The following is a 13,107-nucleotide window of genomic DNA, read 5'->3' as shown; positions in this document are numbered from 1 at the left end:
TCCCCCAGAAGCTCAAGCCCTGACCAATTCGGCCCGCAGCACCGGCGAGGCACTGGCAGCCTCGGTGAACTCCTTGAGCCAGCGCAGTACGTCCACCGCCTCCCAGCGGCCAGGGTCGTACAACGCATACAACAGGCCCTGGTATCCCACCACGTCCAACTGCTTGTGATAACCGGCGCGCTGGAACAACGCTTCGATTTCGGCAAAGCAGGTATTGAAATGCACTTTGTTGAACGGCGTCTTGCCTTCCGTGACCAGGCCATCGAGCCGCAGCTCATTCACAGCATCACGCACGATATCGACGGACATGCGGTTGACGCTGCTTTTCAATTGTTCAACATTCACCACGGGTGTTCCCTCTCACTCAATCGCTGTACAAACATACAGTAACCGAATAATCAGCAACCTGCCATGGGTTGGCGCTAGATTAGAAAGGCAACCACCTGTTCAGTGTCGAACGGCCAGCCCAGTTCCGCGCCGGTATCAACCCGGCGCAGCACCGGAATGCTTAGGCCATAGGCTTCGAACAGCGCTTGCGAATCAGCGATATCCACCAACTCGACCAACAGCCCGTGTTCGACCAACGGCATGATTTCAGCTTCGGCAAGCTCACACAGATGGCAGCCCAGGGTGCCGAACAACTGGCATTCAGGAGGCATGACTTACAGACCCGATAAGAAACAGGTACTCATTCTAGGCCCCACGAAAAACCTCGTCGAGTCATGACAAAGACCTGATCCAGATCACCATGGCCTATAACTGATTCAGCGATTCTCGCGGCTTTTTTCCTGCAACACCCCGACGGAGATGTCTGTGTTTGCCAACCTGCTGATCATTCTTGCCTCATCCCTGGTCGTCATTGCACTGTTCCGCCGCCTGCAACTGCCGCCGGTGCTCGGCTACCTGTGCGTGGGCCTGGCCGTGGGGCCAACGGCCCTGGATTGGGTCAATGACAGCGAAGACCTGCCCGACCTCGCCGAACTGGGAGTGGTGTTCCTGCTGTTTTCCCTGGGCCTGGAGTTTTCCCTGTCCAAGATGCTCACCCTGCGTCGGGTAGTGTTTGGTCTTGGCAGTTTGCAAGTGTTGTGCTGCGGAGTATTGCTGGGGGCCTTGCTGCTACTGATGGGCATGTCGCCAGTCGCCGCGTTGCTGCTGGGGGCTGGGCTGGCACTGTCATCCACCGCCATTGTGAGCAAGGAGTTGACCAGCCTGGGGGAGATTTTCAGCAGCCATGGGCAGAACGCGATTGGCGTGCTGTTGTTCCAGGATGTGGTCGCGGTGCTGCTGCTGACCCTGGTCCCGGTATTTGCCGGCAGCAGCGAGCAGGCCTGGTACTGGGCCCTGCCCCTGACCCTGGGCAAGACCGTGGTGTTGTTCCTCGGCCTGCTGCTCGCCAGCCGCTGGCTGCTGCCGCGCCTGTTCCACGAAGTGGCCGCCTCCCATTCGGCGGAGCTGTTCGTGCTCCTGGCCCTGGTGATCGTCTTGCTCACCGCCTGGCTCACGCACTTGCTGGGCCTGTCGCCGGCCCTCGGCGCGTTCCTGGCGGGGATGCTGCTAGGTGAAAGCCACTACCGGCACCAGATCGAAGCCGATATCCGACCATTTCGCGACATCCTGCTGGGGCTGTTTTTTGTCAGTATCGGCATGCTGATCGACCTGCAGTTGTTCGTCAGTCACAGCTTGCAGATCCTCGGGCTGACCCTGGCGCTGATGTTGATCAAGGGCTGCGTCGTAGCCGCCCTGGTCAAGCTGCGCGGCAGCGATAGCGAAACCGCCTGGCGCAGCGGCCTGGCCCTGGCCCAGGGCGGCGAGTTCTGCTTTGCACTGATGGCACAGATGCAACTGAGCAATATGCTGCCAGGCGAAATCAGCAGCCTGCTGCTGGCAGCCACTTTCTGCTCCATGCTGCTCACGCCCCTGCTATTGCGGGCTGCACCCGCTATCGCGCTGCGCTTGCATCGCAAACCCAACCAGCAAGTGCAACTGGAAGCTATCACCGCGCTTAACGCAGAGTTACGCGGGCATGTAGTGATCTGCGGCTATGGCCGGGTCGGTCAATCCATCGGGCGCTTCCTGCGCCGTGAACAACAGGCGTTCATTGCCTTGGACGATAACCCCGAGCGCGTGCAGGAAGCCGCTACCGAGGACAGCAGCGTGCATTATGGTGATTGCCGGCGCGGCGCCCTGCTCAGCGCCGTTGGCCTGGAACGCGCGCGCCTGGTGGTGATTGCCGTGGACAACAGCGACGTGGCCCTGACAGTGCTCAAGGAGGCACGGCGAATCAACCATAAAGTGCCGATCCTGGTGCGCACCCGCGACGACAGCCAGTTGACTGAACTGAAAGCCGCCGGCGCCAGTGAAGTGGTGCCGGAGCTGCTGGAGTCGAGCCTGATGCTCGCGTCGCACGCAATGATCATGCTCGGCCTGCCAGACCAGCAGGTACGCGACCGAGTCGACGAGGTGCGGCGCAATCGCTACCGCTTGCTCCACGGTTTCTACCCGCACACGGACGACACCCGTGAAGCCCCGATCAATCCTGACTGACTGCGCCGATCTTATGGATCGACAAGTCCGCACCGTAGTACTCCTCTTCCTGGCTCAAGCGCAGGCCGAAAAGGCGCTTGAGCACCCCGTACACCAACAACCCGCCAGCCAGGGCCACCACCACCCCCAGGGCGGTACCGATCAACTGGCTGATCAGGCTCACACCGCCCAGCCCACCCAAGGCACTCTGGCCGAAGATCCCGCAGGCAATCCCGCCCCACACACCGCACAGGCCATGCAGCGGCCACACACCCAGCACATCATCGATCTTCCAACGAGCCTGGGCGGCGATAAAGCACCAGACGAACAAGCCACCGGCCACCACACCGGTAACCAATGCGCCGACCGGGTGCATCAGGTCGGAACCCGCGCAAATCGCCACCAGCCCGGCCAGCGGACCATTGTGCAAGAAGCCCGGGTCGTTACGCCCAATCACCAGCGCCGCCACCGTACCGCCGACCATGGCCATCAGCGAGTTGACCGCCACCAGGCCGCTCACCCCGGACAGGGTCTGCGCGCTCATCACGTTGAAGCCGAACCAGCCGACGATCAATATCCACGAGCCCAGCGCCAGGAACGGAATGCTCGAAGGTGCGAACGCCACCAGGCGCCCATCGCGATAACGGCCCTGGCGCGGGCCCAGCAGCAACACCGCCGCCAGCGCCAGCCAGCCGCCCATGGCATGGACCACCACGGAGCCGGCAAAGTCATGGAATGCTGCGCCAAAAGTCGCCAGCAACCAGGCTTGCAGACCGAAGTTGCCATTCCACACCATGCCCTCGAAAAACGGGTAGATAAACGCCACGATCAACGCCGTGGCGCACAACTGAGGAACAAAACGTGCACGCTCGGCAATGCCGCCGGAGATGATCGCCGGGATGGCTGCGGCGAAGGTCAGCAGGAAAAAGAACTTCACCAGCCCATAACCGTGGTCGGCACTGAGCACAGCGGCCGGCTGCATAAAGCTGACCCCATAGGAGATCCAATAGCCTATAAAGAAATAGGCCAGGGTCGACACTGCAAAATCACTGAGGATTTTCGACAACGCGTTGACTTGGTTTTTCTGTCGCACCGTCCCGACTTCCAGGAACGCGAAGCCGGCATGCATCGCCAGGACCATCACAGCGCCGATCAGAATAAACAGCGTATTGGAGCTGTGGACCAGGGTGTCCACCGCGCTTTGCACATTTTCCATGGAGATTGGCAGGCCTGCAGTTCAGGAAAAAGCACCAAAGCAGGTCATTGCCGGATGATCGCGCACTAAATTGGCACTGCGCACCCTACCCTTCTCAGAGGGTATGAGCCGCTTTGGCGCAATGACGATTGAATAAGGCAGTGACTTGCGGGTTTTTCCACGGGTTTTAGTGATTTAGGGTAAGGTTTTTCAAGGCTTTGGCCGAAACCGCCCACATTGCGCGCAAGCCTTGCGGCTGGCGCACCAAGGCAAAGCAAAAGCTGTACCAGACAATTGCAGTGAACCTTCACCGATGCCGGCGACTCTCAACCAAAACCTTGCAAAAGCATCAGACAGCCACTCACGGAGATAACCATGGCCAGAAAAACGGCAAAGACTGCTCAAGAGATACTGATGGAAGATTTCCAGACCTTGGTCAGTGACACTGAAAAGCTGCTGGACGACACCGCGATTCTCGCCGGTGACCAGGCTGATGAGCTGCGTTCAAAGATCCACGACAGCCTGCTACAGGCTCGTGAAACCTTGAAGTTGACCGAAGATTCCCTGCGCGAACGCGGCAAGGCGGCAGTCACCGCCACCGAAGACTACGTCCAGGCCAACCCGTGGCAATCCGTTGGCATCGCTGCCGGCGTGGGCTTTCTGATCGGCCTGCTGGCTACAAGGCGCTAATCATGTCTATCGGCGAAACCGGCTCGTCCTCGGGCCCAAGCTCCACATCGCGGCGCCTCGGCGCAGCAGTCCTGGGCTTGCTGCACAGCCATGTCGAGCTGTTCGGCATCGAGTTACAGGAACAGAAGGCACGCACCGTCAGCCTGCTGCTGTTTGCCGGCCTAGCGCTGGTATTTGCCCTGTTGCTGCTGGTGGGGTTATCGGCGCTGGTCATGATCCTCGTCTGGGACACCTACCGCCTGACCGGGATCATCAGCCTTTGCGTGTTCTACGTACTGGCCGCAGCGTTCTGCGGGCTGCGGTTGAAGGCGGCGGTGTTTGATGAATCCACGCCTTTCCATGCCACCCTCGAAGAGCTGGCCAACGACCGGGAGCGCCTGCTGCCATGAGCCTGACTGAACTGCCGCAAACCAACTCCCGGCGGGAGATGCGCAAGGCCTTGATCCGCCTGCGCATGGAAATGCACCGCCAGGAAATTCGCCACGAGTCACAGCAATTGCTGCTGCCCCTGCAAAAGGTGCGCAACATGGGCCAGAGCTGGCAAGACGGGTTTGGCATCAAGCATGCGCCGCTGTGGGGCGTCGCGGCGGTGACCCTCCTGGGATTCTTCACCGGGAAAGGCGCCAAAGGTGGCAGTATCGGCACCATGACCCGCCTGGTACGGCTCGGCGCAGGCCTGATCCCCTTGATCAAGCTGGCCATGCAGGGTGCCTCCCGCAAGCCCTGAGGTAACTGGCTGCATTCTTGCAAACGGATCAGGCCCGGTTCCCTCCCTGTAGGGGCCGGGCCTTTTTCATGCCCAAGCATTTTAAGGAGGCTCTGTGATTGACGGGCAACCGCTCGCCTGTTTCCAACCCTTTATCGACACCGCTACCGGCCGCATCGCCGGGGTGGAAGCATTGGGCCGCCTGCTGCAGGCAGATGGCCAACTGCACTCGGTCGGCCCGTTGTTCGCCGACGCTCGCACGCCCACCTCGGCGTTGCGGCGCCTGGACCGCAAGATCCGCGACAACGCCCTGAGCCGCCTGCACGAAGCGCCTGAAGACTGGTTCCTGAGCCTTAATATCTCGCCGCGCTGGATCTCCCTGCTGCGACCGGGCCAAGCTCTGCCCAGCCTGAAGCAGTTGCAAGCCCATGACGTCGATCCAAGGCGCATCGTGTTTGAGATTACCGAACTGGGAGGTGATAGCCGGCGTCTGGCAGAAGTCGTATCCCGCTACCGTGAAGCCGGCGCACGAATTGCCATTGATGATTTTGGTGCCGGGTATTCACAACTGGATCGGGTCCTGGCCTTGCGCCCGGACATCCTCAAGCTGGATATGCGCCTGTTCCAGGCCGCCGCGTTGGGCGGCCCGAGCGGTGAGGTGGTGCGCGCCCTGGCGCAAATGGCGGAAAAAACCGGCTGCTGGATCATTGCCGAAGGCGTGGAAACCGAGGCGCAACTCAGTTTTGCCCTTGAATGCGGGGCACGTTATGTCCAGGGCTACCTGTTTGCCCAGGCGCAACTGGACTGGTTCGCTGCCGATGCATTCGTCCCGCGTTTCGCCGTACTACGCCAGGCTTACGTGCAGCAGAAACTGGCCGAGCGCGGGCGCATCATGCTGCTGCGCCAGCAACTGATCGAACTGATGCAGATCCTGCAAGGCTGGGCCCTGGCCCAGGCGCCACTCAGCCGGCTGCCATGGCTGCCGGGGTTTCCCAGGTTATTGCGGTTTTATCAGTGCGATCGCCACGGCACCCAACTGACGCCAAACTTCGAATGGCGCCAGGATGCCTGGCAAGCCGACAGCCGCTACCTGGGCCACAACTGGTCATGGCGGCCTTATTTCTATCATCTGCTGGCCGAGGGCTGGGAGGAACGCCGCTTGATTCTGTCCAGCACTTACCGCGATGCCACGACCAATCAATACTGCCTGACAGCAGGACAATTCTTCGATAACGGTCAGCGCTTGCTGTTAATCGATATTGACGCTGCCGGCCTGTAGTTTTTCGCTTGCTCCGGGCACGCCGAACCGGGAAGCTGGAGCTCGACATTCATCCCACGGAGAGCCCCCGCCTTGGATTGGCCTACCCTGCTTACCCGCGAACGCCTCGGAAAATCCCTGCACAGCCCGGAAGAGTTGGGCCGCAGCCCGTTTCACAAAGACCATGACCGGATCATCTTCTCCGGGGCCTTTCGCCGCTTGGGCCGCAAGACCCAGGTTCATCCGGTGACGAGCAACGATCATATCCACACGCGGCTCACCCACTCGCTGGAAGTCAGCTGCGTGGGGCGCTCCCTGGGTATGCGCGTCGGCGAGACCATTCGCAGCGCCCTGCCCGACTGGTGCGACCCCAGTGACCTGGGGATGGTGGTGCAATCGGCCTGCCTGGCCCATGACATCGGCAACCCGCCGTTCGGCCATTCTGGCGAAGATGCGATTCGCCACTGGTTCCAGCAAGCGGCAGGCCGTGGCTGGTTGGATGACATGAGCGGCGCCGAGCGCAACGACTTCCTCAACTTCGAAGGCAATGCGCAAGGGTTCCGCGTGCTGACGCAATTGGAGTACCACCAGTTCGACGGCGGCACACGCCTGACCTATGCAACCCTGGGCACTTACCTCAAGTACCCCTGGACCGCCCGTCATGCCGACTCCCTGGGCTACAAGAAACACAAGTTCGGCTGCTACCAGAGCGAGCTGCCGATCCTTGAACAGATCGCCCAGAAACTCGGCTTGCCTCAACTGGAGGAACAACGCTGGGCGCGCCACCCACTGGTCTACCTGATGGAGGCGGCCGACGACATCTGCTACGCCTTGATCGATCTGGAAGACGGCCTGGAAATGGACTTGCTGGAGTATGCCGAGGTCGAATCACTGCTGTTGAACCTGGTGGGCGATGACTTGCCGCAAACCTACCGGCAACTGGGGCCCCAGGACTCCCGGCGCCGCAAACTCGCGATTCTGCGTGGCAAGGCGATCGAGCACCTGACCAACGCCGCCGCACGGGCGTTCGTCGAACAACAGTCGGCGCTGCTGGCCGGGACCCTGCAAGGCGACCTGGTGGAGCATATGCATGGCCCGGCCAAACGTTGTGTACTGAATGCCAAGGACATGGCGCGCAAGAAAATCTTCCAGGACAAGCGCAAGACACTGCATGAGATCGGCGCCTACACCACCCTGGAGATCCTCCTGAACACCTTTTGTGGTGCAGCCCTGGAACAACATGGCGGCCGTACCCCGTCTTTCAAGAATCGACGCGTCCTCGATTTACTGGGTAATAGCGCACCCCATCCTGATTGGTCGCTGCACCGTTCATTCCTGCGCATGATCGACTTCATCGCCGGCATGACCGACAGCTACGCCAGCGAAATGGCCCGCGAGATGACTGGGCGTTCGCACCCTCAATGAACCGTGGCCCGGGCAGGCTTTCCTGCCTGGGCACTTACCTCGAAGAATCGACCTACGCTGGCACCAGAGCGGCCTGATCGAATTCGCCCCAACACCCGATGAATAATCACCCCTCTCTGATCCAACCCAGCGATCAGCTCCTACATTCACGCCAACCCACGATCGCCCAGCGCCTGGTTCATTGGGCAATTCAACACAGGCAATGGCTTGCACTTTGCGCCTGCAGCTACTTCCACGGAACTTCCTATGCCAGAACGACAATTGCGCATCCTGTTGGTGGAAGATCATCCGTTCCAACTCCTGGCCATCCAATGCCTACTCAAGAGTTTCGGTTTCAGCCAACTGACCCCCGCTGAAAATGCCGAACAGGCGATCAAGTTGATGAGAACGACCGAGGCCCCCTTCGATGTCATGTTATGTGATCAATGCCTGCCCGACCTCACCGGCTTGGAGCTGGTGGAGATCGCCAGCCATGCAGGTTTTGTCAAAAGTGCGGTATTGCTAAGTAGCCTACCGGCCGTTGAACTGGAATATCTGAAAACCCTCGCCATACAACGCGACTTGCGTCTGCTTGGGTATTTGCCCAAGCCCTTGAACAAAGAAGCCTGGATCGAGTTGATCAGCCAATCAGGACTCGGCCAGGACTAAAGAGTGTGGCCCTGGACTTGAGCTAAAACCGTGGGTCAAACCTGAAGCACGCTGCCGCACCCGCACTCTGTTATTCCCAAGGTAACTTTTCAAATTTCTACGTAGGACATTAAACACTTCTGCAAATGAAATATCGCCCTTCTCCAACCTATCAATAACACCGCACAACTTTAAAGCGTTCCACCTAAGAAACTCTTACAATACGACCAAGAAAGCCTTAGCGCATCGTAGTCCAATACCTTTTTATACGTAGGATTTTTCCTGTTTTATACCTACTCAGCCTTGCCTTCATGCTCCTGACCTACCTTCTGAGCTAATGTGCGCGCTAATTTGCACTAGTATGGAATTGCCTCATGAATACAGTTTTTATTATTGACGACCATCCGGTTATTCGACTTGCAATCCGAATGTTGCTGGAACATGAAGGTTACAAAGTAGTCGGTGAAACAGATAACGGTTGCGACGCGATACAAATGGTCCGCGAATGCCTTCCAGACCTCATCATACTTGATATCAGTATTCCCAAGCTCGACGGCCTGGAGGTCCTTTGCAGGTTCAACGCCATGAGCACGCCAATGAAAACCCTGATTCTAACGGCCCAATCCCCGACACTTTTTGCTACACGCTGCATGCGTTCAGGTGCCGACGGTTATGTCTGCAAAAAAGGTGACCTAAGCGAACTGCTAAGTGCAATCAGGGCTGTACTTTCAGGTTACAACTATTTCCCAAGCCAGGCCTTGAATACCACGGACTCCGAACTGGGCGAAAACGAAGAATTGATACTTTTCAAATCGGTCAATGACCGAGAACTTATGGTCTTACAACTTTTTGCGCAAGGTCGCACAAACAAGGAAATTGCCAAAGGCATGTTCCTCAGCAATAAAACTGTCAGCACATATAAAAAACGATTAATGCAAAAACTCAAAGCCAAGTCTTTGGTAGAACTTATCGAGATGGCAAAACGCAACGCGTTAGTGTGAGAAACAGGATGCCAAGGCGTTTAAAGGACTATCTAATCATTTTGAGTATCGGGCTGTGCTTGAGTACAGCCGTGCCAGCCACTCAAACCGCTCCAGAACGCTACTCTCTGCTCAGTCGTGCCGGTATCGCTCAGTTGGACGTTCAACTGGACCCTACCCAGCGCCAATGGCTACAAAACAAGCGCGAACTGGTGCTAGGCACCTCGATACCCGATTACCCGCCTTTCGACATCACCGCCAGCGGGCATGACTACGAAGGTATTACTGCCGATTACGCAGGCATCCTCGCCAAAGCCCTGGCAGTGCCCGTCAGCGTGATGCGCTACCCGTCGCGGGAAGCGGCAATGCAGGCGCTGGAAGACGGGAAAATCGATTTGCTGGGTAGCGCCAACGGCTTTGAAGCGAACAACGCCGACATTGTCCTATCAACACCCTACGCGGTCGACCAGCCAGTGCTGGTCACCCGTGATGCAGAAACCCGCCCGCTCGACGAGGGGCTGGCGGGCATGCGCCTGAGCCTCGTCTACCACTACCTGCCGCTCAAGGAAGTCGAAGCGCTGTACCCCAACGCGATCATCCAGGTCTATCCGTCTTATTTGAATGCGCTGAACGCCGTGGCGTTCGACCAGGCCGATGTATTTCTCGGCGATACCATTTCCACCCACTACATGATCAACAAGGGCTACCTGAAGAACATCCGCATGGCCAATTTCGGCAAGCACGAAGCCTACGGCTTCAGTTTTGCCGTACATCGCGGCCAGCAAACCCTGCTGGGCATCGTCGATGCGGTCCTCGCCAGCGTCGAATCCCACGAGCGCGAAAGCATCGCCAAACGCTGGAGCGCAGGCAGCGATATCCTGCTGAGCGACCACAAGCTGCAGTTGAGCCGGCGTGAAGAACGCTGGCTCAAGGACCATCCGGTGGTGAAAGTGGTCATCAACGAAACCTTCGCGCCACTGACGTTCGTCGATTCAGACGGCCAATTGCGGGGCATGACCGCCGACCTGCTGGAGCTGATCCGCCTGCGCACGGGCTTGCGCCTGGAGTTCCAGCACACCCGCAACGTCAACCAGATGATCGAGCAGGTCGAGAACGGCAGCGCCGACATCATTGCCGCCATCAGCCCAACCCGCGAACGTGAAGCCAGGCTCAACTTCAGCCGTCCCTACCTGCAGAACTCCTACGTCCTGCTCACACGCAAGGAGCCCGGCGCCCCTTCCAGCCTTGAGCAACTGGCAGGAAAAAAACTGGCTATCACCCAAGGCAACCCCCTGGTGGATTATCTGCATCGGGAATTTGCACAGATCACCCTGGTACAGGCCGACGATACGTTCAAGGCCTCGGAAATGCTCGCACAGGGGCAAGTGGATGGGGCCGTCAATTCTTTGGTGGTCGCCAACTACTTCCTTTCGTCCCAGTTCTTTCAGGACCGATTGCAGATCAGTTCAAGTATCGGTACGCAACTGGCCTCTTTTTCCCTGGCAACATCACGCAGCGCCACCGAACTGGCCTCCATTCTGGACAAGGCCCTGCTCAGCATCGCGCCGGATGAACTGGGGGTTATCAACAACCGCTGGCGTGGCTACACGGCGGCATCCGACAGCTATTGGCGCAACTACCACCGCCTGATTATCCAGATCATCAGCGCTGCCGGGCTGCTGCTGCTCACTTCACTGGCCTGGAACGGCTACATGCGCAGGCAGATCAAGCACCGGCAGATGGCAGAGCGGGCCTTGAGCGACCAATACGAATTCATGCGTGCCCTGGTCAATGAAACTCCTCACCCCATCTACGTGCGCGATCGTAATGGTTTGCTGCAGACGTGCAATGACAGTTACCTGCAGGTCTTCGGCGTCAGGCGTGAAGAGGTCATTGGCAAGAGTGTCATGCAAATCAGCCTGGCGGATGCGGCCCAGGCCAACCAGTACCATGCCGACTATCTGCGAGTGGTGGCCGAAGGCACGCCACTGATCCTTGACCGCTCCCTGGACATTGGCGGGCAGCACCTGACGATCTATCACTGGATCCTGCCTTACCGGGATTCGGTCGGTAAGGTGCAGGGCATCATCGGCGGCTGGATCGATATCAGCGAACGTCGCCAATTATTCGATGACCTGCGCGCCGCCAAGGACCGCGCAGATGAAGCCAATCGCGCAAAAAGCACGTTCCTGGCGACCATGAGCCATGAGATCCGCACGCCCATGAACGCGGTGATCGGCATGTTGGAATTGACCCTGAAACGGGCCGACCAGGGGCACCTGGACCGTCCGGCGATCGAGGTGGCCTACAACTCGGCCAAGGACTTGCTGGAGTTGATTGGCGATATCCTCGACATCGCGCGCATTGAGTCGGGCCGCTTGAGCCTGGCGCCGGAGCGCGTCGACCTGCGGGAGTTGATCGAGTCCGTCGTGCGGGTGTTCGATGGCCTGGCACGCCAGAAAAACCTCAACCTGCTGCTGGAGTTCAATCCCGGCGTCGAAGAACGTGACGTGCAGATCGATCCCCTGCGCTTCAAACAGATCCTGTCGAACCTGGTGAGCAACGCCATCAAGTTCACCGAGCAGGGAGACGTGAAGATCAAGGTGGATATCCAGGCCACCGGACAGCCACAACAGATCCAGATGAAACTGGTGGTCGAGGACACCGGTATCGGTATCAGCCGGGATGACCAGCAACGCCTGTTCGAACCTTTTTCCCAAGCCGACAATTCCGGGCACCTGGCCAGGAGCGGCGCCGGTCTTGGCCTGGTGATCTGTCGCAGCCTGTGCGAGATGATGGGCGGAGAGCTGGCCCTGAGCAGCGTCCCCAGCGTGGGCACCCAGGTGTTTGTCTCGCTGCAACTGACCAGCCTGCCTCCTGCCTACCCGCTGATCGAACTCAAGCCCGCGGCCCAGAATGCCGCAGCCGTGCTGAATGTACTGGTGGTGGACGACCATCCGGCCAACCGCCTGCTCATGTGCCAGCAACTGGGCTTCCTCGGGCATCGCTTCACCGCAGTCCACAATGGTGCGGCGGGCTTCCAGGCCTGGCGCCAGGAACACTTCGACCTGATCATTGCCGACTGCAATATGCCGGTAATGAACGGTTATGAACTGACCCGTTCAATCCGTGAGCATGAGCGACGGGAGAGCATCACGCCCTGTGTCATTCTGGGCTTCACCGCCAATGCCCAACCGGAGGAAAAACAGCGCTGCCGGGACGCGGGCATGAATGACTGCCTGTTCAAGCCCATCAGCCTCACGGCACTGGAGCGCCAACTGGCCGAAATCACCCCATACGCGCCATCGCGGATCTTTGACCTCGACGGCCTGAACGCCCTTACCGGCGGTGATCCACTGCTGAGCCAGCGTCTGCTGGAAGAACTGTTGAGCAGCAGCCGGTGCGATCGCGAGGAACTCATGGCATTGCTCCTGCAAGGTGCCCGCCAGGGCCTGATCGACCAGGCCCACAAGATCAAGGGCGCCGCCAGGATCGCCCAGGCCGGCGTATTGGCCGAACAATGTGAGCTGCTGGAACAGGCTGGCGAAGATGCCGACCTGGCGCAATTCGAGACCTGGGTCAAGGCCATCGAAAAAGCCATGCTCGACCTCGAGCACGTACTGCAGGAGCAGTTGGACACCCTCGCTCCACTGTAGGAGCCGGCTTGCCGGCGATGGTCGCTAACGAAGACGTGGGGTTCCTG

At 59.1% G+C, this 13,107-nt stretch carries 12 protein-coding genes; 9 read left to right on the top strand and 3 right to left on the bottom strand.

Annotated elements, in window-relative coordinates:
* Positions 1–12: 12 nt before the first annotated feature.
* Together GDV60_RS10085 and GDV60_RS10080 are read right to left on the bottom strand one after the other, a co-directional pair.
* Positions 13–348, bottom strand: a complete 336-nt coding sequence (locus GDV60_RS10085) for a hypothetical protein (protein ID WP_029298086.1) — start codon at positions 346–348, stop codon at positions 13–15.
* A 74-nt stretch (positions 349–422) separates the two neighbouring features.
* Positions 423–659 carry a glutaredoxin family protein gene (locus tag GDV60_RS10080; protein ID WP_029298085.1) on the bottom strand — a complete coding sequence of 79 codons (237 nt, stop codon included), beginning with the start codon at positions 657–659 and terminating at the stop codon, positions 423–425.
* Positions 660–813: 154 nt separating this feature from the next.
* On the opposite strand from GDV60_RS10080, the gene GDV60_RS10075 reads away from it, so the two are divergent.
* Entirely contained in the window at positions 814–2,544 is a 1,731-nt protein-coding gene (locus GDV60_RS10075; RefSeq protein WP_029298083.1) for a monovalent cation:proton antiporter-2 (CPA2) family protein, read from the top strand.
* Here GDV60_RS10075 and GDV60_RS10070 read toward each other — a convergent pair.
* Positions 2,531–3,739, bottom strand: a complete 1,209-nt coding sequence (locus tag GDV60_RS10070) for an ammonium transporter (RefSeq protein WP_159907015.1) — start codon at positions 3,737–3,739, stop codon at positions 2,531–2,533. The two genes, GDV60_RS10075 and GDV60_RS10070, sit on opposite strands and share 14 nt — an antisense overlap.
* A 354-nt stretch (positions 3,740–4,093) precedes the next feature.
* Here GDV60_RS10070 and GDV60_RS10065 point away from each other — a divergent pair, with 354 nt between their 5' ends.
* The 8 genes from GDV60_RS10065 to GDV60_RS10030 all read left to right on the top strand — a co-directional run bounded on the left by GDV60_RS10065 (position 4,094) and on the right by GDV60_RS10030 (position 13,060).
* A complete protein-coding gene (locus GDV60_RS10065) occupies positions 4,094–4,408 on the top strand; it encodes a YqjD family protein (RefSeq protein WP_029298079.1) in 315 nt (104 codons plus the stop codon).
* A 2-nt stretch (positions 4,409–4,410) separates the two neighbouring features.
* Entirely contained in the window at positions 4,411–4,797 is a 387-nt protein-coding gene (locus GDV60_RS10060; RefSeq protein WP_029298076.1) for a phage holin family protein, read from the top strand.
* Positions 4,794–5,135, top strand: a complete 342-nt coding sequence (locus GDV60_RS10055; RefSeq protein WP_029298074.1) for a hypothetical protein — start codon at positions 4,794–4,796, stop codon at positions 5,133–5,135. The genes GDV60_RS10060 and GDV60_RS10055 overlap by 4 nt, the downstream gene beginning before the upstream one ends.
* Before the next feature lie 94 nt (positions 5,136–5,229).
* Complete coding sequence (locus GDV60_RS10050) at positions 5,230–6,393, top strand: EAL domain-containing protein (protein WP_133715854.1); 1,164 nt, start codon at positions 5,230–5,232, stop codon at positions 6,391–6,393.
* Positions 6,394–6,465: 72 nt separating this feature from the next.
* A complete protein-coding gene (locus tag GDV60_RS10045) occupies positions 6,466–7,797 on the top strand; it encodes a deoxyguanosinetriphosphate triphosphohydrolase (RefSeq protein ID WP_070995463.1) in 1,332 nt (443 codons plus the stop codon).
* A gap of 246 nt (positions 7,798–8,043) precedes the next feature.
* The gene (locus GDV60_RS10040) at positions 8,044–8,445 is read left to right on the top strand and encodes a response regulator (protein ID WP_029298066.1); all 402 of its coding nucleotides are present in this window, start codon (positions 8,044–8,046) and stop codon (positions 8,443–8,445) included.
* A 353-nt stretch (positions 8,446–8,798) separates the two neighbouring features.
* Positions 8,799–9,425, top strand: a complete 627-nt coding sequence (locus GDV60_RS10035) for a response regulator transcription factor (protein ID WP_104911997.1) — start codon at positions 8,799–8,801, stop codon at positions 9,423–9,425.
* 8 nt (positions 9,426–9,433) lie between these two features.
* Positions 9,434–13,060: a transporter substrate-binding domain-containing protein gene (locus GDV60_RS10030; protein ID WP_092235268.1), complete on the top strand. Its 3,627-nt coding sequence runs from the start codon at positions 9,434–9,436 to the stop codon at positions 13,058–13,060.
* The last annotated feature ends 47 nt before the right edge of the window (positions 13,061–13,107 follow it).

It is taken from the genome of Pseudomonas sp. DTU12.1, assembly GCF_009873475.1.
Classification (GTDB): Bacteria; Pseudomonadota; Gammaproteobacteria; order Pseudomonadales; family Pseudomonadaceae; genus Aquipseudomonas; species Aquipseudomonas proteolytica.
The sequence above is the reverse complement of the archived record's forward strand: the minus strand, read 5'-3'. Positions and strand labels throughout refer to the sequence as shown.

Bases quoted from the DNA above. Each gene is read 5' to 3' on its own strand.
- GDV60_RS10080 (WP_029298085.1), bottom strand. From the start codon at position 659: ATGCCTCCTGAATGCCAGTTGTTCGGCACCCTGGGCTGCCATCTGTGT.
- GDV60_RS10060 (WP_029298076.1), top strand. From the start codon at position 4,411: ATGTCTATCGGCGAAACCGGCTCGTCCTCGGGCCCAAGCTCCACATCG.
- GDV60_RS10070 (WP_159907015.1), bottom strand. From the start codon at position 3,739: ATGGAAAATGTGCAAAGCGCGGTGGACACCCTGGTCCACAGCTCCAAT.
- GDV60_RS10035 (WP_104911997.1), top strand. From the start codon at position 8,799: ATGAATACAGTTTTTATTATTGACGACCATCCGGTTATTCGACTTGCA.
- GDV60_RS10055 (WP_029298074.1), top strand. From the start codon at position 4,794: ATGAGCCTGACTGAACTGCCGCAAACCAACTCCCGGCGGGAGATGCGC.
- GDV60_RS10040 (WP_029298066.1), top strand. From the start codon at position 8,044: ATGCCAGAACGACAATTGCGCATCCTGTTGGTGGAAGATCATCCGTTC.
- GDV60_RS10065 (WP_029298079.1), top strand. From the start codon at position 4,094: ATGGCCAGAAAAACGGCAAAGACTGCTCAAGAGATACTGATGGAAGAT.
- GDV60_RS10030 (WP_092235268.1), top strand. From the start codon at position 9,434: ATGCCAAGGCGTTTAAAGGACTATCTAATCATTTTGAGTATCGGGCTG.